This is a genomic window from Bacteroides sp. M10 (genome assembly GCF_014334015.1).
GTDB classification, from domain to species: domain Bacteria; phylum Bacteroidota; class Bacteroidia; order Bacteroidales; family Bacteroidaceae; genus Bacteroides; species Bacteroides intestinigallinarum.
Window position 1 is genome coordinate 818641 of record NZ_CP060488.1, and the last position, 21099, is coordinate 839739.

General features: G+C 42.6%; 13 protein-coding genes and 1 pseudogene. 3 read left to right on the top strand and 11 right to left on the bottom strand.

All coding sequences use genetic code 11. The features are described from left to right. Positions 1-16 precede the first annotated feature (16 nt). The 3 genes and pseudogenes from H8796_RS03385 to pckA all read right to left on the bottom strand — a co-directional run bounded on the left by H8796_RS03385 (position 17) and on the right by pckA (position 5686). Positions 17-2506 (bottom strand): glycoside hydrolase N-terminal domain-containing protein, encoded by a 2490-nt coding sequence (locus tag H8796_RS03385; protein ID WP_117938100.1) that lies wholly within the window; start codon positions 2504-2506, stop codon positions 17-19. A 114-nt stretch (positions 2507-2620) separates the two neighbouring features. Then, positions 2621-3927 (bottom strand): annotated as a pseudogene (locus H8796_RS03390) (DNA mismatch repair protein MutS). A 151-nt stretch (positions 3928-4078) separates the two neighbouring features. Beyond that, positions 4079-5686 carry a phosphoenolpyruvate carboxykinase (ATP) gene (gene pckA, locus H8796_RS03395; protein ID WP_004302393.1) on the bottom strand — a complete coding sequence of 536 codons (1608 nt, stop codon included), beginning with the start codon at positions 5684-5686 and terminating at the stop codon, positions 4079-4081. Between the two features lie 281 nt (positions 5687-5967). Here pckA and upp point away from each other — a divergent pair, with 281 nt between their 5' ends. After that, positions 5968-6621: a uracil phosphoribosyltransferase gene (gene upp / locus H8796_RS03400; protein WP_004310703.1), complete on the top strand. Its 654-nt coding sequence runs from the start codon at positions 5968-5970 to the stop codon at positions 6619-6621. 4 nt (positions 6622-6625) lie between these two features. On the opposite strand, the gene H8796_RS03405 is transcribed toward upp, so the two are convergent. The 6 genes from H8796_RS03405 to H8796_RS03430 form a co-directional block, all read right to left on the bottom strand. Then, positions 6626-7501, bottom strand: a complete 876-nt coding sequence (locus tag H8796_RS03405) for an AraC family transcriptional regulator (RefSeq protein ID WP_117938102.1) — start codon at positions 7499-7501, stop codon at positions 6626-6628. Positions 7502-7540: 39 nt separating this feature from the next. Beyond that, the gene (locus tag H8796_RS03410; RefSeq protein WP_117938103.1) at positions 7541-9178 is read right to left on the bottom strand and encodes an MFS transporter; all 1638 of its coding nucleotides are present in this window, start codon (positions 9176-9178) and stop codon (positions 7541-7543) included. Positions 9179-9249: 71 nt separating this feature from the next. Beyond that, on the bottom strand, positions 9250-10341 hold the full coding sequence (locus tag H8796_RS03415) for an HlyD family secretion protein (RefSeq protein WP_117938105.1): 1092 nt from the start codon (positions 10339-10341) through the stop codon (positions 9250-9252). Between the two features lie 21 nt (positions 10342-10362). Then, complete coding sequence (locus tag H8796_RS03420) at positions 10363-11694, bottom strand: TolC family protein (protein ID WP_117938107.1); 1332 nt, start codon at positions 11692-11694, stop codon at positions 10363-10365. Positions 11695-12407: 713 nt separating this feature from the next. Then, on the bottom strand, positions 12408-13556 hold the full coding sequence (locus tag H8796_RS03425) for an IS91 family transposase (RefSeq protein WP_187343852.1): 1149 nt from the start codon (positions 13554-13556) through the stop codon (positions 12408-12410). Beyond that, positions 13540-14451 carry a tyrosine-type recombinase/integrase gene (locus tag H8796_RS03430; protein ID WP_187343853.1) on the bottom strand — a complete coding sequence of 304 codons (912 nt, stop codon included), beginning with the start codon at positions 14449-14451 and terminating at the stop codon, positions 13540-13542. The genes H8796_RS03425 and H8796_RS03430 overlap by 17 nt, the downstream gene beginning before the upstream one ends. 292 nt (positions 14452-14743) lie before the next feature. Here H8796_RS03430 and H8796_RS03435 point away from each other — a divergent pair, with 292 nt between their 5' ends. Beyond that, a complete protein-coding gene (locus H8796_RS03435; RefSeq protein ID WP_117936942.1) occupies positions 14744-15337 on the top strand; it encodes a hypothetical protein in 594 nt (197 codons plus the stop codon). Between the two features lie 150 nt (positions 15338-15487). Here the strand turns inward: H8796_RS03435 and H8796_RS03440 are convergent, their stop codons facing one another. Both H8796_RS03440 and ahcY read right to left on the bottom strand, forming a co-directional pair. Further along, positions 15488-18001: a YfhO family protein gene (locus tag H8796_RS03440; RefSeq protein ID WP_117936944.1), complete on the bottom strand. Its 2514-nt coding sequence runs from the start codon at positions 17999-18001 to the stop codon at positions 15488-15490. Positions 18002-18096: 95 nt separating this feature from the next. After that, entirely contained in the window at positions 18097-19515 is a 1419-nt protein-coding gene (gene ahcY, locus H8796_RS03445; protein ID WP_187343931.1) for an adenosylhomocysteinase, read from the bottom strand. Between the two features lie 183 nt (positions 19516-19698). Between ahcY and H8796_RS03450 the strand changes: the two genes are divergently transcribed. Continuing rightward, positions 19699-20901 carry a PAS domain-containing sensor histidine kinase gene (locus tag H8796_RS03450; RefSeq protein ID WP_117937007.1) on the top strand — a complete coding sequence of 401 codons (1203 nt, stop codon included), beginning with the start codon at positions 19699-19701 and terminating at the stop codon, positions 20899-20901. Positions 20902-21099: the final 198 nt, after the last annotated feature.

Here is a 21099-nt window from a genome sequence, read left to right on the forward strand (position 1 = left end):
TTCCGATATTTTGTGTTTAATTTTTAATGAGCCCTTTGGCTGCATCATATCCAATCTGATAACTGCGTCCTTTCACTGTTTTAAAGGAGATAGTCTGATCCGCATACTTTATGACACAGTTGCCTCCTGCATTAGAGCGTACAACAGCTTCTTTCAACTGATGATTCTCCCAGATTATATCCACCTCAAAATTTCCTTTCGCGCAGATACCACTGATAGAACCGTCTTTCCACGCATCCGGCAAAGCCGGTAATAATTGAATAAAACCCATGTGACTTTGGAGCAGCATTTCGGTAATTCCCGCTGTCCCGCCAAAGTTTCCATCAATTTGGAAAGGCGGATGCGTATCCCACAAATTATCCATGGTTCCGTTCTTCAATAAATTGCCGAATAAAGTATAAGCATGATTACCATCCTGCAAACGCGCCCACTGATTCAACTTCCAACCCATACTCCAACCGGTAGCACCATCACCACGATGCACCAATACCACTTTAGCAGCTTTCGCCAGTTCGGGAGTAGTGACCGGAGAAACAGTATGTCCCGGATGCAGGCCGAACAAATGATTCACATGACGATGTTCATCTTTCGGATCATCAATATCCACCGACCATTCCATCAACTGACCATAACGACCTATTTGATAGGGAACGAGATTGGTAAGCACATGCTCCCATTGCTTACGTTCTTTCTTATCTACACCCAACACTTTGCTTGCTTCAATCGCATCCATCAGAATTTCACGCACTACGGCATGCACAAAAGTAGCTCCCTGATCGATAGGACCATGCTCGGGCGAAGTGGACGGAGCAGCCGTATAGGTTCCATCCGGCTTATGCCACAGGTAATCGACAGCAAAATCCGCACTACTCTTAATTAGTTCATAGCCGGTTTCTTTCAGAAATTTCAAGTCTCTTGTATAGTCGTAATACTCCCATATATGAGTAGCCAGCCAGGGACCTGCCATCGGATTGAAGTTCCACGACATATCTTGACTTTCCAACGGAGTGGTAAAGCCGAAAATATTGCCGGAGATAGATGCCGTCCATCCTCTTGCTCCGAAATAAGCTTGTGCAGTCTTCTCCCCCGGTTTCACCAGTGTACGGATAAAATCAATCAACGGAAGCACGCACTCATTCAAGTTGGTAGAACAAGCAGGCCAATAATTCATCTGGATATTGATGTTATTATGATAATCCACACGCCACGGTCCATCGACATTATTGTGCCAAATCCCCTGTAGATTAGCAGGCATATTGCCCGGACGGGAACTGGCAATCAGAAGATAACGTCCAAATTGATAATACAACTCTTCCAGATAATAATCCGGCTGTCCTTTCCGATAATTTTTCAGACGTTGGGAAGTAGGTAGGTTCACTCCTTTCACCGCTGGATTCAGATTCAGCCGAACCCGGTTGAACAGAGTAGCATAATCATTATAATGTTGATTGAATAAAGCTGTATATCCCTGCGCCACTGCATTATTCATCCACTGCTTTGTCGTTTCTTCGGGGTTAACGCCTATATATGTTTTCGGATCTTTGAAATCCGGATCAAAGTTAATCTTATAGTCAGTGTCCGCTGTGATATAAAATACAACTTCGTCTGCATCCTTCACCGTCAACTTTCCATCTGCATTACACAGTGTTCCTCCTTTTGTTTCTGCCTGGATGCGCACAACATACTTCATTCCATTATTATCCAAAGAAGCTGTGTAAACCAGTCCTTTATTTCCATCAGAAACCATGCTGCCGGTAGACAGGGGATTAGGCGCATAACTGAAAACCAGATTTTGTTTCCCCGATTGATCCGCGCTGAAACGTACCACCATTACATTGGCAGGGTAAGAGATAAAAAAGTTGCGTTGATAAGCCACACGATCCTTTTTGAATTGTACGACTGCCATAGCCGAATCCAAAGAAAGAATGCGCTTATAATCGCTCATTCCTATCATATTCAGTCCGGTTTCTACATAAAACTCTCCCATTGTAGTAAAGCTACCAAAACGGAAAGGATTTTCTCCGTCAGCTTCATACGAAACTTCACTATTGAAGTTCTGTCGCGTCAGCATTTCAGCCTTTTTCTGATCTCCCTCTGTAAATGCTTTGCGTATTTCATCTAAAAGATGGGCCGATTGTTTATTGACATTCCAATAATAGTCCGCACCTTTCGCTGTGTTCGGACCACCGCGCCAAAGCGTTTTTTCATTGAAAGTGATACGTTCGGCTTCCACCGATCCCATAATATTTGCGCCGAGGCTACCGTTACCAATAGGCAATGACTGTGACTCCCAACTGGCATCCAGATTATGTCCGCTTCCTGCTGTTATCGGTTTATTTTCACCTTTCCACAAATCCGGTCTTCCGCCATACCAGGCGGCATATCCCTGCAAAGTATTGGGAGTATCAAACCAGATGGAAAGCCCTTGAGTATAATCTGTTTCTCCCGCATAAAGCCCGGAGGTAAGGAATAGGGAACTGATAAGAAAGGAATAAAGTTTCTTCATGGCTGTTGCATTATTATTCAAGATTAGTCGCTTATATAGTCCGTACAAAAGTAATTAAAATATGTCTCTAATAAAAATAAAGTAGAATCTTAATCCTCTTATAATGAGGTAAAACTATATCAAACCACCCAACAGCTTTTTCACGACCCAATACCCGACTCTGGCCTCTGAAATCCCCGGCAACAACCGATGAGGACAGACAAACGCATCATCAATAATTTCTGCTTCCATATAATAAAAGCAACAGGAAGAATCCTTTTCAAAGGCTTTCGCATATTCCAGAATATGAGTCGATATCAAAAAATGGCAATGAGAGAAGCCCTTCAATAATTCATTGACGGCAACGGAGGCTTCAAACGCATCTTTAGCGTTCGTCCCGCGAAACATCTCATCCAATACCACCAAACAGCGTTTTCCGGTCACGGCTTTTTGCATCACTTCTTTAATACGGAGCACTTCCGCCATAAAATGACTTCGTCCGTCCCGCAAAGAATCCGGCAGATTGATCGAGGTATAAATCCCTTCGTAAAGAGGACAAATCATTGATTTCACAGGAACAGGCAAACCGCAATGTGCCAACCAGACAGCCAAGGTCAATGCCTTTAAAGTTGTTGACTTCCCCGCCATATTAGAGCCTGTAAAAATGCATATATTTCCCCGGGACATCTGCCAACTGTTTGGCTGCGCATCTTTCACAAAGGATGAACGACTCCCTCCACCAAGAAGTCCATTGTCGGTACCATTACCGGCATACAACAGAAGTTCTTCTCTTTTGCCACCCGGTGAGCTGTACGGCAAACATCAAGTAGATATATAACAGCCAGAAGTTCCTTCAAAGATAACAACCGAGTACACCGGAATAGATAATCGAATTTGTCTATGACAAAGTTAGACAGTCGTTTTTCCTCATCAGAGGTCTGCTCCAATACTTCCTCCAATTCACTTCCATGGAGAATATTATCAATCATAGCAGCAGATTCTTTCATGAGTTGCGGGGCGTCCTGTGGTAGTTCTGTCGCCCATTCCTTCAGACAATGCAAGAGATGAACCACTAATTTCACCCCTCTGCAGATCACATAACGGGTCGAATCATATCGCACCAGACGGTCGATAACAGTAGCACATGAAAGTAAAATATGAGCTTCCCGTATCTGGTCACGATAAGCCAGGTAATACTCAATAAAATCCAGCTCTTCTTCATTCAAAAGAAGTTCGGGCAAAGCATCCCAGACAATAGCCTCCTGTCTTTTACGGATTTCCTCCAAATCACTTAATGGATACATAATCCAGTTTAACATCAGCGCTTTTCCTTCTTTTGTCTCTGTTTTGGAAAACAAAGAGAAAAGAAATTGCTCATTACTAGCAGTCTCTGTAATGCTTAGATCCGCATAAGTCTGTTTGTCAGTAGCTAGATATACCATAACCGCCTTTAAAGGTTAGTACTCCTGTTTTGGCAAATATAGGGAAAAGTTTTAAACAAACAGCATTTATTCTCATAGAAAGGCACAGGCATAAACAAAAAAAAGGCGGTTCGAAATCGAACCGCCTTCCATATTATATCTGATTCTCCAATTAGAGTTTCGGACCAGCAGCAACCAAAGCCTTACCAGCTTCGTTACCTGTAAATTTAGCGAAGTTCTTGATGAAACGTCCAGCCAAATCTTTTGCTTTTTCTTCCCATTGGCAAGCACATTCGTAAGTGTCGCGTGGGTCAAGGATCTTCGGATCAACACCCGGAAGTTCTGTAGGAACAACGAAGTCGAAGTAAGGCATAACCTTAGTAGGAGCTTTGTCGATAGAACCGTCAAGGATAGCGTCGATGATACCACGAGTATCTTTGATAGAGATACGTTTGCCAGAGCCGTTCCAACCTGTGTTCACCAAGTATGCTTTAGCACCAGCTTTCTTCATCTTCTTAACCAATTCTTCACCATATTTAGTTGGGTGCAATGACAAGAAAGCAGCACCGAAACAAGCAGAGAATGTCGGAGTCGGTTCAGTGATACCACGTTCTGTACCAGCCAATTTAGCTGTAAAACCAGAAAGGAAGTAGTACTGAGTTTGTTCCGGGTTCAGGATAGATACTGGAGGCAATACACCGAATGCGTCAGCTGACAAGAAGATAACTTGTTTAGCGTGAGGACCTTTAGACACCGGTTTAACGATGTTTTCGATGTGATAGATAGGATAAGAAACACGAGTGTTTTCAGTTACTGACTTGTCAGCGAAGTTGATTTCGCCTTCAGCGTTAACTGTACAGTTTTCCAACAGTGCATCGCGTTTGATAGCATTCCAGATGTCTGGTTCGCTTTCTTTATCCAAGTTGATAACTTTAGCGTAGCAACCACCTTCGAAGTTGAATACACCTTCGTCATCCCATCCGTGTTCGTCATCACCGATCAACAGACGTTTCGGGTCAGTAGACAAAGTAGTCTTACCTGTACCAGACAGACCGAAGAAGATAGCAGAGCTCTTACCTTCTTTGTCAGTGTTAGCAGAGCAGTGCATAGAAGCCATGCCGTTCAAAGGCAACAAGTAGTTCATGTAAGAGAACATGCCTTTCTTCATTTCACCACCATACCAAGTATTCAGGATAACCTGGATCTTTTCAGTCAAGTTGAATACAACTGCAGTTTCTGAGTTCAAGCCCAGTTCTTTGTAGTTTTCAACCTTAGCTTTAGAAGCGTTCATGATAACGAAATCAGGTTCACCGAAGTTAGCCAATTCTTCAGCTGTCGGACGGATGAACATGTTTGTTACGAAGTGAGCTTGCCATGCAACTTCCATGATGAAGCGCAATTTCAAGCGAGAGTTTTCGTTAGCACCACAGAAAGCATCAACAACGAACAGTCTCTTGTTAGACAATTCTTTAGTTGCCAATTCTTTAACTGCTTTCCAACATTTTGCGTCAACTGGTTTGTTGTCGTTTTTGTATTCTTCAGAAGTCCACCATACTGTATTTTCGCTGGTTTCATCTTTTACGAAGAATTTATCTTTAGGAGAACGTCCTGTATAAACGCCAGTCATTACGTTTACAGCGCCCATGTTAGTTACCTGGCCTTTTTCGAAACCTTCCAAACCTGGTTTTGTTTCTTCAGCGAACAAAACGTCATAAGACGGATTGTGCACAATCTCGGTCACACCTGTGATACCGTACTTGCTTAAATCTAAATTTGCCATTTTCTTTTGAATTAATTAAAATTGGTATTTTGTTTTCTATCTCTTTTCACCTTAACATGGGGAGCTTTGGAGAGCCCCTTGTAAATCCGGCTACAAAAGTAATACTTTCTTTGGAAAGGAAGAAGGTATTAGAGAAATTTTTCCCTAATTGAAACTCTTTTATAAATTCCTAACAATATCTGCAAACTGAATATTGCAATTTGAAAGATTATCGTTTACTTTGCAAGCCAGTATGTTATCAATACTATGAAAATGAGATTAAAATTTGATTAAAATATAATATGAAAGTAATTGATTTTGGCCAAACTAATTCGATTCTAAACCAGTACATATCCGAAATTAGAAATGTAGAAGTTCAGAACGACCGCCTGCGTTTCCGCCGTAACATTGAACGGATCGGAGAAATCATGGCTTACGAAATGAGTAAAGAGTTTAAATACTCGGTAAAGAATATCCAGACACCACTGGGAATTGCTCCGGTCAGTACGCCGGACAACAATTTAGTAATCAGCACTATTCTACGTGCAGGTCTGCCTTTCCACCAAGGTTTCCTTAGTTATTTCGACGGAGCGGAAAATGCATTTGTTTCTGCTTACCGCAAATATAAAGATACGCTGAAATTCGATATACATATAGAATATATCGCATCTCCCCGTATTGATGACAAGACATTGATTATCACCGATCCTATGTTAGCAACAGGAGGCAGTATGGAACTGAGTTACCAGGCAATGCTGACGAAAGGTCATCCCGCTGAAATTCACGTTGCTTCCATTATTGCCAGCCAAAAGGCCATTGACCATATAAAGAATGTATTTCCTGAAGACAAGACAACCATTTGGTGCGCTGCCATTGATCCGGAAATCAACGAACATTCTTATATTGTTCCGGGACTGGGTGATGCAGGCGATCTTGCTTATGGCGAAAAAGAATAAACGCTTAGAGATTCTTTCGATATTGCTGCGGTGACACTCCTACCTGTTTCTTAAAGAACGTACCGAAATAAGAAGCATTGGGAAAGCCGAAAGCATTTGAAATCTCTTGAATGTCTTGCTGCGTATTCTTTAACAACGAAATACTTTTGCGGATAATCGCCTTGAACACCAGTTCTTGCACGGTATATCCGCAAATGCTTTTAGAAACAGCGGAAAGATATTTAGGAGACAAACATAGTTTATCAGCGTAGAATGCGACACCCCGCTCTTGCATATAGTACTTTTCAATCAATTGGATGAGATGAATAAAGACTTCGTTTTTACGTCCTTCCACTTCCTGACCGTTACTAACAAGTTTCCGATTATAGATAGAACAAATCCGGTACGTCAATGCCAGTAAAAGCAATTTCTGTTCATAAAGTTTAAATGAATCCTCCTGCGGTTGCAAAGCACTGTCCAACAAAGACATATATTTCATAATCTCTTCTTCCTCACCGGTAGTCCACACACAAGAAGGGCTATCAGGCGTAAGCCGGGAATACATATACATAGAAACAACCAGGTTTCCCATAATGTCCCGTATAGGTTCTATCTGATAGACCAATATCTGTATTTCCAGATCTCCGGACTCTTCCAGCACCTGAAATTCACCATCTTCAGGAATAAACAAACTATCACCCGACTTAGCCAGGTGTATCTTCTGATTGAGCAAAAATTTGAAATAACCTTGCCGGCAAATAACCAGCCCCAACCCTTTCATTTGAAAGGGTCTTTTCAGCGAGGATGGAAAAGTCACAAATATTCCTCTCGAACTGCATATATTTTTCCCACTTAACAAATCACGGTCAAACTGTAATAAACGATTTTGTCCGGTATCCATAACACTGCACATATTAACAGATCATTATCAAAAACGACGCTAAGTTAGCAATTTTCGTTTAGGATAAGGAACAACAAGCACAAATATCATACAAATTAACCCACCGTAAATCGTCCATCCCGCCATTTCTTTAAGAGCAGAAAGCGTGGCCTGCACCTGAATACGTCCTTTGGTGGATATGGCAGCCATGTTACGGGCTTCCGTCTCGCTTTTTCCCTGATACTTCATCCCCTGTACCGTGCCAAGAAAAGAGGTGGAAGCATCCGGATTAAGCAAGTCTACATTTTGAGCATAACGGGTAACATAATGTTGCTGCCGCTCCTGCAAAACGTTTGTATAAATCGCTCCGCCAACACTCGGTCCGACAACCATACGCACTGTGAGCATGATACAAATCCATGTGGAAAGATATTTAAAAGGCATACGCTGATTGGCATAAGCGGCTGTCAACGCATACAGAATCATCATACCCGTAGCACGGATAATGACCGCATACTTCAAGCGTTCAAAAACTCCAGCTGTCTGCACCTCGAAATACATAAAAACAGCCGATAAAGAAAGGAAAAAAAATCCCATCGCAAACAAATACTTAAAATGCAATCCTTTCCCCCCTAGCACCATGGCAACCACAGCCCCAATGACATAACCTACCATACACCAATTACCCAACGAGGCATTCTGTAGATTATCGAGATGCATACCCACTCCTGCAAATACATTGACAAACATTGCACTGGAGTTTACCACCATCAACAACAGATAAAGTAATGCTCCCATGCGTATGGTACGCAGTTTAAATGCCTCCAACAAAACATAGGGCGATCGACGGGTGGCATCCATATAAAGAAAGATTCCCGCAAAGAGGATACCGATAACAGTGGTCCAACGAATAGATTCGTCATCATACCAATCGAGAACTTTTCCATACACTAACACATAAGTGAAACAGGTCAATGAAATGCAGAATGCAGTAACATTGCCGAACTTACGGAAATTAATAGGAAAGTGCCCGGGAAACTTATAATTGGGCATGGTAGTTAATAAAATCAAGATAGAAACCAGGAGAACACCCATCATAAAATAATATACATACTTCCATTCATATTCAAAAGACAACCAAGCAGTCAATGCCGTGCCCAACTGCCCCAAAATCATAAAAAACAGGTAAACAGCAGGCTGGCTCACACATCTCTCTATGTCCAGTTTATTCCAACCGGCAGCATCTTTTGGTTCCAATCCCGGAGTAATGTTGCGGGTAGCTTCCATTCCACCTGCATACCAAATGAGCGTAAACAGATTGACCATCATCAATACCATACGCAGAAAACCTGTCAGAAGACTGCAAAGCGCCAATAGAAAAATACTATCCGTCTTGGCACAGATATAGCTGAATATATACATGAGCGCAAACCCGACAATACACATCATCTTCTCCCTCCGTACACATACCAACTGATACAGAAAAGGAGCAAATGCAGCCATACCTATAGAGGTTACAAAATTAGCAAACTGGATATGCTCGGATATAATACCAAGCCCGCTCATCATTTCAGTACTGTTCACCGAATAGACCCCACCTACCGTAAGAATCGGCAGAAAGAAAAATAACAGAATGATAATACCCAGCGGTTTGGGCATCCAGCTATAGAAAGGATAATTTTTAGGATAAGAGGGCATCGGGTTCAATTAAAGATTATAAATTAAAAGTTAAAAGAGAGATATAGCGCAGGAAAAGATGACGGGGATTATTAGAGTTTGGCTTTCACCACTACCATCATGCCTGCCGCCAGCCGTTCATTATCTTCTTTAGATAAATCCGTGAAATCGATTCGTACGGGAATACGCTGCTGAATCTTCACAAAGTTACCAGCCGAATTATCCGTCGGCACCAACGAATATTTAGATCCGGTAGCTCCTGATATAGAAGTTACCTTTCCTTTAAATTCTTTATCACTGATGGCGTCTACCGTGACAGACACTTCCTGTCCGACGTGTAAATTCTCAATTTGTGTCTCCTTATAATTAGCAACAATCCATTTCTGGGTATCAGGAAGAATATACGTAATGGTTTGCCCTGCCGAAATAAACTGCCCTTCTTCTAACGAACGACGACCGAGTTTTCCGTCACAGGGAGCTACCACCACTGTGTAAGACAGATTCAAGCGAGCCATTTCAAGTGCAGCTGTTGCTCTCTGAATCGCCGCTTCGGTACTCACACGACGGTAAGACACTTCATCCACACCAGAGAGCGCAGCTTTCTTTTGCCTCTTCGTAGCTTCCAGTTTTTTACGCGTAGCTTCATAATCCGTAACAATCTGCTCCAGTTGGATAGGAGTAGCCGCATTTCGTTTCACCAGATTCTCATACCGCTTCCGGTCTTTTTCCAGTTTCGACAACCGCACTTCAATCTCGGCAATAGACGCATCGTAAACGGACGCTGTAGTTTGCGTAGTATTAAGTGTTGCGTTAATGACCGTTGCACCGGCTTGTGCATCTTTCAACGCAGCTTCTGCTTCCATGACTCGGATTTTATATTCACGGTCGTCAAGCACGAGCAAAGTGTCTCCTTTATGTACCTCCTGATGTTCTGTAAAGTAAATCTTGCCAATGTAGCCCGAAGCACGCAAATTGATAGGCGACACATATTGTTCTATTTGCGCATCGTTACTCGTCTCCGTCTGACTATAATTCAGAAAAAGACAGATCACTTCAATCACTCCCCAGACGATTATAGCTACTCCGAGAAGGCTGACCGCAATTTGCCAGCGGCGAAGCTTTTTCATTTTCTTTGCTTTCTCCTGATGACTAATAGAAGGGATGTTATTCTCCATTGTTTCCATATTTATGATTGTTATTTACGATTATTTGAGTAATGATTCTATTTGTCCGGTCAGTTTAAGCAACATCAGGTTAGTCACCCGATAATTATAATGTGCACTGATATAGTTGTTTTGTGCTTCGCTCATTTGCATCTCGTCCTGCAACACTTCTGTCATAGAAGCGATACCCTCCCGATAACGGTCGGAGGTGACTGCATATACATCTTCGGCAAGCAAATAATTATCTTTCTGTTTCTTAAAATTACGCTGGTTGTTCATCAGGTCGTTCACGGCATTCAGATATTGAGTTTGTAGATTCTTACGGGCATCTTCCCATGCCAACTTACTGTTCTCTATATCAATCATTGCCTTTCTAATTTTATAGGTTTTATCCAGCCCGTCGAAAATAGGGATACGTAAAGTCAGCCCCACTCCATAAGAACGAAACCAGTGATTGGACGGACCGGAGTGAAACCAATGGTACCCTTTATCCGTATAAGCGGCATACCGCCAACTTCCTGTCAGGCTAAGAGAAGGGATATAGCCGTTAGTGATTATCCTCTTTTGCCGCTCCGCTAATTGTACATGCGATTGTGAAAGTTGAAGTTCATAGATATTTTCCGACAAGCCGGTCAAGGCTACCGTAGTAATACTATCTGTATTGACGGGCGTTAGTGCGATTTCTTTTTCCGCCGGATAATCCATAATATATTTCAGCATATTCAATTGCTGTTTCATCATTGCCTGCGCATTATCATATTGTACTTGCAGATTCTCTAAATTGATATTTACTCTTTTCAGGTCGACTTCCATAGACATTCCGTTATCGAAAAAAGCCTGTGTAATATCTCTCAACTCTTTCAGGCGGGTGATATTAGCTTTTATCAACATGATCTGCTCGGCTGTGACTTGCCCGAGATAATACATCTTACTGATTTGAAGGATAACATCTTCCCTAGCTTTTCCATAAGACAAGCGACTGATTTCTTCCATCACTTTAGCTATGGACATTGAAGTATAAAGAGTCTGATTGAAAAGGGGCATTTGCATTTCCAGTCCCGCATTAGCAGAATGTTGCAATGTCTCCGTTATATTATAAGGAACACCATAAGAGGACCCGTCAGTAACCGATACCGGGGGATCAAAATTATTATTGTAACCGGCTATTGCATTAATCTGCGGCAATAGTTTCGAACGGTTTTCAGATACACCATATTTATTTTTTTGTATTTCTTTGCGCTTCCCTTCTAACAACAAGTTATTATCAATACCAATACGGAGACAATCCTCTAATGTCAGAACCTCCGCTTCCTGTGCTTTTCCATTTAGCACAAACAAGAAGAAAAAGGAAAAAGTGAATAGTAGTCTTTTCATAATATATGCTCTATTATTGGCTACAAATTTAGCAGCTTACAGCCTAACAAGACTATCCACAAACTATTTGTTTATATTCACATTTTCCTTTTTCAACGTATGTATGAGTATATCTCTCTTCATATATAAAAACTGAAATCCTCTTTCAACCTATCACCAGCATTATCAAACCCTTTATCCATAGTATTTTCAGAGCAGTGATAGGTTATCGGTAACCTATCACCTTATCTATCACCTATCACCATCTAAATTAAATAAGAGTTATGGCTAAAAAGAACGTCAACACGTTCTTAATTGTCTTTCCCGTATTGATACGACTTGTTTCAAGCCGTGGAACTATCAGTTTCAAGCGTTAGAAACTAAAGTTTCAAGGCGAGGAAACAAGAGTTTCACACTGATGAAACAAAAGTTTCACGCCGGAGAAACTGTAGTTTCAAATGAGGGAACGATATAGGGCTCCGTGTGTCCGTAGGACATTTGGAGCCTTTGTTGTACGCTCTCCTTATTATGGGTATTCATCTCTCTTTTCTCTTTTTCGTATAATCTAATATTTTTGTTCGTTCTTTGTTTTTCAGTGTTTTTTGTTCATCTTCCTAGCTTCCTCCAGTCTTGTTCTTCCTTCTTTTGCCGTTTTTTCTTTCGTTTCCGTTCACTATAAGCACTAGTAATCTTCCCCCGCCACCCATTAGATTTCAGAGGTATCCTTTAAATGCTTAAAATACAGATTCTTGAAGTTTTGCTTCGAACCTGTTTGGTGGTGCTCTTGTACGGGCAAATACCTCTACAGTCACCATCTGTGCCTTTCCACAATGCTTGCACAGATTATATTCTTCCCAATTCTGCTTGCACACCTCCGTCCATATCTTCTTTCCCCTCTTCATTGAAGAAGGCGTAACATCCATCTGTATCTGTATGTTTCTTAGTTTCTCCCTGTTACAGCCAGCCAGAAACCCATAATGGCGTATACGTACAAATCCATGCGGAAGGATATGCAGACTGTATTGATGCAGAAACTCTTCTCCTGTGAGCTCACGCTCTTTGTGCTTACCTGCCGCCCGGTAATCTTTGTAATCAAAGGTCACAGTCCTGTCCGTCACATTCTTAATCCGGTTGTTACTGATAGCTACCCGGTGTGAGTACCTCCCCAAGTATTCCAACACTTTGCCCGCTCCACAAAAAGGCGATTTACTGTAAACGATCCATTCCGTACGGAATAGCTTCTTTCTGATCTGTGGCGTGACATCCGCCTGTCTGGTGAGTGCCGCCATAAATTTAGCTCTGAACACCTTGCTCATAGCTTTGACCGGAAACAGGAACGGGCTCTCTTTACCGGATGAGGAAAGTTTCTTCCACATACCGTTATTGTCCAGTCCCCCACAGGGAACAATGCAATGCAAATGGGGGTGATAATGCAAATTACTTCCCCAGGTATGCAGTACGGATATCATTCCCCCCTGTACCCCTTTGTTGCGGGCAAAGGTGCTCAAAGTATCCCAAGCGGCACTGAACAGAGAGTTGTAGACAGTTCTCATGTTGCCCAATGATACCGGATCCAATGCATCGGGCAGAGTGAAAACCACATGAAAGTATTTTACCGGAAGCAGGTCTTCCTTGCGGGCTTGTATCCATAACTCACGTTCCACTCCCTGACATTTGGGGCAATGCCGGTTGCGGCAGCTGTTGTAGCTGACACGTATGGCACCACATTCAGGGCAGGCATCCACATGACCTCCCAGTTCAGCGGTACGGCATTGTTCCAGATGGCCAAAAACTTTGCGAACTTGTGGGCAGGGGGCATATTTCTCATAAAACAGAGCTTTAAAGCGGGAGATTATCTGCGCAACTTCAAACTTCGTTCTCATCCTTGTGGGGCTGATTCACTCCAGCTATTACCCTGTCAAGTGGACTAAAGGACTTTCCACCTTGCTCAAGCCGGCTTATATGAAGATAAGTCATGGTTGTAGTAATGTTCGTATGCCCCAAAAGATCCCGGATGCGTAGGAGGTTTTCACCAAACTCCAACAAATGAGTGGCGTAACTGTGACGCAGGGTATGCAAAGTACAGGGTTTACGGATACCGGCAAGCAATACGGCTTCACGAAACAAAGTGCGGATGACTTCCTCGCTAATTGGATGCCCCGGTGTGCTGTTAAAGAGATAGAACTTGGGCTGATATCTGGAAAAGTATGCGCGCAAATCCAACAGGGTTTGCGCCGATAAAGGAACATACCGGTCCTTTTTTCCTTTGCCCTGATAAATCAACACTTGCATGCGACGGCTGTCAATATGGGAGATTTGCATATGACGAAGTTCGCTTACCCGAAGACCGCACGAGTAAATAAGAGAAAAAATAGCTCGCGAACGAAGACCCTCACAACTAGAGAGAAACAGAAGAATCTCCTCGCACGAAAAAACGACAGGGAGCTTCTTGGACTTGCGGATACGCGGAAGAGAAAAATGCCAGGCGGAAAGAGACATCATCTTGCGGTAGCAACGAAGGCTATAAATGGTGTGCTTGAACTTACTGATTTTACAGGAATTGCCAGAAGAAAGACAACTCAAGTAATCACGAACCTCCTCCTGACTCAAGTCTTCAGGAACTTTCTTGAAATGGAAACAAAGCGTAGCTAACTGGTGACAGTAACCGGTAATGGTACCCGAAGAATACTGTTGAACATGAAGTTCTTTACTAAACTTTTCGTACTTTTGCCTAAACTCTGGAATAGAGTCACAGGCACGCTCAATTATACTTGCCATAATGAAAATGTTTTTTTGTTGGAAAATTGATTGTTACTCCAAAGTACAACAAAAAAACGATCCCGCATGCAGAAAGCGAAACTTTAGCTATTACGTATGCGGGATTTAGTACAACTAACAGTTTCAGCGCTTGAAACTACTTTTCATCCAAGGGCATAGATAATATAAGGCCGCAGGAGAAAGTAGAGTCGAGCTTTTGATAGACAAATCTCCGCACTTAGTCGATTTTATTTTTATCTGTTCCGATATCTGCTTAGCTTTGAGTATTAAAACAAATAAAAGCATAAGAGAGATGAGAAAAAACATGAAATTGATAGGATTGGCAGTCTGCTTAACGTGTTGTGCAGGTTTTATAAATGCACAAGAAGCCAATGAGCCGCAAGAAAGGCAACAAGAAAAGCGTCTTCCGCGTGAGGTGTTGAATCCGGAAAAGGTAGCCACGCAGATGACAGACCAAATGAATAAGTTACTCCAGTTGACAGACAAACAATATAAAAAAATATACAAGCTAAACCTGAAAGAGCAGAAAGCGTTCTTCAAGGCTATGCAAAATTCGGATGACCAACGTCCGCCAATGGGAGAAGGTCCTGGAATGCGGGGAAGACGCCCACCAATGGGTGGAGGCCAACCGCCTATGATGGGAGAAGGTGGTTTTCCCGGCAGAATGGGTGGTGGACCGATGATGAACAAAGATAACAATTCTGCCGATTCACAAAAGAAAGTTGCAGAAGCCAAAGAAAAGAAGATAAAAAAGATTCTGACAAAAGAACAGTACGAAAAGTGGCAGGCTGAACAAAATGCCGCACGGAAAAAGGCTGCTCAAAGAAGAATGCACAAAGATAATCACTCTGGCGAAAAACCGGATTTTGAACAGAAAAATCTCTAAAACATCACACTTAATATATTTCTATGAACAGCGTTTGTTTTTCATAATTTTTTAGTGAATGCAAAGTAGCGGTTCTCTTCGTGAGGAAGAGAGCCGCCCTTATTTTATAACCTTACAATACACTATAAGGTTGATGCTATTACATTTTGCTTAAGGCTTCTTCGCTATCTTGCCCCGCTGCGTCCACGCAAGAAGCATAACTCCGATTAACAATAAAGCCAATGCTGCATAAGCAATACTTTCCGTGACGTGTATGCTTTGCGGATCAAACCACATCTCGATGGTATGTTCCCCTGCCGGCATATTTATCGCACGCAAGATATAGTCTGCACGGGCAATATCCACCGGCTGGCCATCGATAGTCGCCTGCCATCCCGGATAATATATTTCAGAGAAAACAACAACTCCGTCTTTAGGAGTGGAAGTCTTATAAACCAAACGATTTGGCTCGTAACTGGTTAACTGGATGGTAGATAGTGAATCTTTATATCCTTCTGTCACACCTTTCAGCTGTTCTTTAAACCTCACATCCACTACGGCTGTTTCCGTTGGAAGAATATCGTTCAAAGCATCTATTTCTTCATTTGCATTATTTACATACTGCACCTTATCTACGAACCATGCATTACCGTATGCATAAGGATTCATAACAGGAACAGCCTGCCCTTGCTCTCCGGCAGGGAAAATGAAGTATTTGGTATTCAGCATATTCAGTACACGGAATTTGGAAGCATCCACACTGTCCATCTGTCCACCGGCAGTGGCTACAGCCTGATAAGTTTCCTCCATTTCGGGCATAATGTGATGGTCTATCATTTCCTGATAGCGACGAAGCTTCGCTGCATGATAGCCGCCGACACTCTTATGCCAATATGCTGTATTGTTTTCGTTAAACGTATTACCGGGGAAACCGATGAAGTTCAGTACACGATAATTCGGAGTCGTATCCTGAAGAATAATCTCATCCGCCTGTGTCTTCACGAATGCTTCTGACTGTTTCGACTTCGGCACGAACTGTTCATCATTCAAATAGCGTTTATTGACACTCCACATATCTATCAGACACAAAAGCGCAATACCCGCCAGTGTAAAAGAGGCTTTCAACTTTCGGAGTTGATACAAGAATAAGAACAGGCAACCGATCACTATAATAAAGAAGCTGCGCCATGCATCCGAAGCAATAATGGCTTCGCGCATTTCAGTCAGATTAGCCACAAACGGAGCCAAATGTTCGGCAGGAAGTGCTTGTTTCAAAGCAGTCATCTCCTGTGTCGTTATAAAGCTGGAGAAGAAAACGCCCGGTGCGACAGCTAAAATGAGTGCAACACCGGCAGTCAGTACCAACGCAGCAATCACTCCTCTGCAGTTCTTTTCCTGTTTCAGCATATCCGGTTTACTCAAAATCTCTTTCAAGGCAAAAATCGCCAACAAAGGTATTGTAAATTCAGCTATTACCAGAATAGAAGATACAGCGCGGAACTTATTATACATCGGGACATAATCGATAAAGAAGTCCGTCAGTCCCATGAAATTCTTTCCCCATGAAAGCAGAATCGAGAAGATAGTAGCTCCCAGCAGCGCCCATTTAAGAGGCCCTTTCACAATAAAGCACCCCAATACAAAGAGGAACATCACAAATGCACCCACATATACCGGACCGGCTGTCCACGGCTGCTCACCGAAATATTGAGGTAACTGTGAGTAAATACCGTTATACATAGGATTAGCCTTTGCCATAGCAGCTTCGCTCTGTGACATCGTAGATCCTGATCCTCCGCCCTTTACATTCGGAACCAGCAACGTCAACGTTTCACCGATACCATAACTCCAGTTGGTTATATAATCACGATCCAATCCGCTACTGGTCTGACTGGCAGCAGCTCCCTCCTGCTTCAATTCGCTCTTGCCGCGCATCGTCTCCTTACTATATTCATACGTATGATACAGATTGGAAATATTGATGCAGACTCCTACCACGGCAGCCAGTGCTAAAACCCCGCTAGCCTTGAAGAAATGAGGCAGTTCTTTCTTTTTATAAGCATCTTCAAAGTAAGCTCCTACAAAAAACAGGATCACAAACATGAAATAATAACTCATCTGAATGTGATTCGACTGAATCTGAAGGGCGATGAACAGGGCCGTAATGATTCCGCCCAACAGGTATTTCTTCCGGTAAGCCAGAACGACACCTGCAATCGTAGGTGGTATATAAGCCAATGTCACAAACTTCCAGATATGCCCTGCCGGTATCAGAATGAAGAAATAGGAAGAGAATGCCCATATCACTCCTCCTAATCCCGCCAGCCAGGCTGATATTCCGAATGCCCGCAAGAGGATATAGAATCCCAGCATCATGATAAAAGTCAGCACTACATAATTCGGGAGATAGAGGTGATAAACCTTCTCCACCCATTTCAAAGCTGTCGTCGAGTCGTAACTCGGAGCCATCTGATAGGTAGGCATACCTCCAAAAATCGAATTCGTCCAGCGTGTACGTTCTCCGGTACGTTCAAGGTACTCTTTCGATTCTTGTCCTGCACCCACTCCGGCAGCCGTGTCATGCTGAAACAAGATACGACCTTCGATATCAGCCGGAAAAAAATAGGCGAAAGAAAGAATGATAAAAGCCAGAATGGCTATTAAGTCGGGAAGAAACTTCTTCATATAATTGAGAATTGAGAATTGAGAATTGAAAACTAAAAACCGAAAATAACAACCGCCGAATCATACCTTATCCCGCCAATTATTTCTCAATTTAATTAGTATCTATAATGATCTGCTTTATAAGGACCATCCACTGACACACCAATATAAGCGGCCTGTTCGGGAGTCAGTTTAGTCAGTTTCACACCGATCTTTTCAAGATGCAGGCGAGCCACTTCCTCGTCCAGATGCTTCGGCAGGCGATATACATTGATATCATATTTCTTGTTGAACAGTTCTATCTGTGCCAATGTCTGATTGGTAAATGAATTACTCATCACGAATGACGGGTGTCCTGTTGCACATCCCAGATTTACCAGACGACCGTCAGCCAACAAGATGATGCTATGTCCATCCGGGAAATAATAACGATCTACCTGCGGTTTGATATTCACACATTTGATGCCCGGATAATGTTTCAAAGCATCTACCTGAATTTCATTATCGAAATGACCGATGTTGCAAACGATAGCCTGGTCTTTCATTTTCTCCATGTGGTCGATACGGATAATATCGATATTACCTGTCGTAGTCACGAAGATGTTACCTTCCATGCAAGCTTCTTCCATTGTCACTACTTCGAAACCTTCCATTGCAGCCTGCAATGCACAGATCGGATCTACTTCCGTTACGAGCACCCGCGCTCCGTAAGAACGCATAGAGTGAGAACAGCCTTTACCCACATCACCATAACCGCATACCACTACTACTTTTCCGGCAATCATCACATCTGTTGCACGCTTGATTCCGTCGGCCAACGATTCGCGGCAACCGTACAGATTATCAAACTTAGATTTCGTTACCGAGTCGTTCACATTGAATGCCGGGAACAGCAATTTGCCTTCTTCCTGCATCTGATACAAACGGTGTACGCCTGTCGTTGTCTCTTCAGATACGCCACGCACTTCTTCCGCTACACGATGCCAGCGAGTACTGTCTTCTGCCAACACTTTCTTCAAGATGGCATTCAGTTCTATTTCATCCTCTGCGTGTACTTCCTTATCCAATACGGCAGCATTATTTTCTGCATCATAACCCACGTGGATCATCATTGTCGCGTCACCGCCATCATCTACAATCACATTCGGTCCCTTGCCGCCGTCAAAGCTCAATGCCTGCAACGTGCACCACCAATAATCGGCAAGAGTCTCGCCCTTCCATGCAAATACCGGTACACCGGCAGCAGCTATCGCAGCAGCAGCATGATCCTGCGTTGAATATATATTACAAGAGCACCAACGTACTTCAGCTCCTAAAGCCACTAATGTTTCAATCAGCACAGCCGTTTGAATGGTCATGTGCAACGACCCCATAATGCGGGCACCTTTTAACGGTTTGGATTCTCCATACTTTTCGCGAAGAGCCATCAGGCCGGGCATTTCTTTTTCTGCCAAATCGATTTCCTTGCGTCCGAAATCAGCAAGTGTAATATCTGCTACCTTATAGGGCAGAGTAGAGAATAATTCTGTAGACATATTGTAAATCATTTATATATAATGGATGCAAAGATAGAACATTCTGATTAGTAGGGCAAAAGCTATCCGTTTTTTTTATATTATAATAACTAGGGAGGCTGTCAGCATCTCGGAATATTGTCTTATATTTGCAACAGATAAAACAATTTCTACAACATTCTAATGAATAATAATGAATCTTCTATGAGAAATTACGAAAACAAAACAAAGGAGGAACTTTTAGAAATAATCGAACAATTAGAGGAGAAAATAGATTTTCTTTCCTCCCATTCTTCTTCTGATTCTTCTTCTCCCTCCAAAGAACGTTTTCGTGATAAATATAGCACCCGGATACTGGATGCTCTTCCTGACATGCTCACCGTCTTCGACCATGACGCCAACATCATAGAGCTTGCTTCTTCTCCGGCAACTAATCACGTAGAAGGTATCAGCGCCAACAATATCACCACTACTAACGTAAAAGACATTCTACCCAAAGAGGCTTATGAAAGTGTCCGCAAAAATATGGATAAGGTGATTCTCACAGGAGAAAGTTCAACAGCCAGACATGATCTTATGTTGGACGGTGTTTTACATCACTACGAAAACCGTATCTTTCCTTTGGATAAGGAGTATCTGTTGTGCATGTGCCGTGACATATCCCAACAATGGGAGGCGGAACGAACGAATGCCCAACAACAAAAAGAACTAAAGGCCGCCAGAATCAAAGCGGAAGAGTCGGACCGGCTGAAATCTGCTTTTCTGGCAAATATGAGTCATGAAATACGCACCCCGCTCAATGCCATTGTAGGGTTCTCCAAACTAATCACTTCCGCAGCATCTGCGGAAGAGAAGAACCAATATTCGGAAATCATCGAACGAAATTCGGAAATGCTGCTGAATCTATTCAATGATATTCTGGATCTGGCATCTCTTGAAGCTGATTCTCTAAAATTCAATATCCGCCCGATCAAATTAATAGATATCTGCCTGCAACTGGAACAACAATTCTGCCATAAGACGCAAAACGGTGTCAGGCTCATTTTGGACGACGTAGATACGGACATGTATGCTTCGGGAGACTGGAATCGCATCATACAAATTATAAGCAACTTGCTTAGTAACGCTGCAAAGTTCACCCCCAAAGGGGAAATCCATTTCGGCTATCGGGAAAAGGAGGATTTTGTAGAGTTCTACGTTAAAGATAGCGGTATCGGCATTCCGGCAGCAAGAATTGCCACTATTTTCCGACGCTTTGGAAAGGTTGACGATTTTGTTCAGGGAACAGGATTGGGATTAACTCTTTGCAGAATGTTGGTAGAGAAGATGGGTGGACGTATCTGGTTGCGCTCCCAGGAAGGACAGGGAAGCAGATTCTATTTCACCCTACCCCTGATTCGCCAATAAATGTCAATACTAGACACAAACAAGAATTTCCGAGCATTATACGAGGAGTGTTTGAAAGGAAACGCCAGAATCCAATGTTAGCCAAGAAGGCTTTCCAATCAACTTACTATCCTTAATTAATAAGAGAAAGGCCATATCATTACTCGAAATAGAGTTTGATATGGCCTTTTATTTTTGTTAGTTATAGGTTGCACCTTT

Excerpts from the sequence above, each read along its gene's own strand:
- pckA (WP_004302393.1), bottom strand. The coding sequence starts at position 5,686 with ATGGCAAATTTAGATTTAAGCAAGTACGGTATCACAGGTGTGACCGAG.
- H8796_RS03425 (WP_187343852.1), bottom strand. The coding sequence starts at position 13,556 with ATGAGAACGAAGTTTGAAGTTGCGCAGATAATCTCCCGCTTTAAAGCT.
- upp (WP_004310703.1), top strand. The coding sequence starts at position 5,968 with ATGAAAGTAATTGATTTTGGCCAAACTAATTCGATTCTAAACCAGTAC.
- ahcY (WP_187343931.1), bottom strand. The coding sequence starts at position 19,515 with ATGTCTACAGAATTATTCTCTACTCTGCCCTATAAGGTAGCAGATATT.
- H8796_RS03450 (WP_117937007.1), top strand. The coding sequence starts at position 19,699 with ATGAGAAATTACGAAAACAAAACAAAGGAGGAACTTTTAGAAATAATC.
- H8796_RS03405 (WP_117938102.1), bottom strand. The coding sequence starts at position 7,501 with ATGGATACCGGACAAAATCGTTTATTACAGTTTGACCGTGATTTGTTA.
- H8796_RS03385 (WP_117938100.1), bottom strand. The coding sequence starts at position 2,506 with ATGAAGAAACTTTATTCCTTTCTTATCAGTTCCCTATTCCTTACCTCC.
- H8796_RS03440 (WP_117936944.1), bottom strand. The coding sequence starts at position 18,001 with ATGAAGAAGTTTCTTCCCGACTTAATAGCCATTCTGGCTTTTATCATT.
- H8796_RS03430 (WP_187343853.1), bottom strand. The coding sequence starts at position 14,451 with ATGGCAAGTATAATTGAGCGTGCCTGTGACTCTATTCCAGAGTTTAGG.
- H8796_RS03410 (WP_117938103.1), bottom strand. The coding sequence starts at position 9,178 with ATGCCCTCTTATCCTAAAAATTATCCTTTCTATAGCTGGATGCCCAAA.
- H8796_RS03415 (WP_117938105.1), bottom strand. The coding sequence starts at position 10,341 with ATGGAAACAATGGAGAATAACATCCCTTCTATTAGTCATCAGGAGAAA.
- H8796_RS03435 (WP_117936942.1), top strand. The coding sequence starts at position 14,744 with ATGAGAAAAAACATGAAATTGATAGGATTGGCAGTCTGCTTAACGTGT.
- H8796_RS03420 (WP_117938107.1), bottom strand. The coding sequence starts at position 11,694 with ATGAAAAGACTACTATTCACTTTTTCCTTTTTCTTCTTGTTTGTGCTA.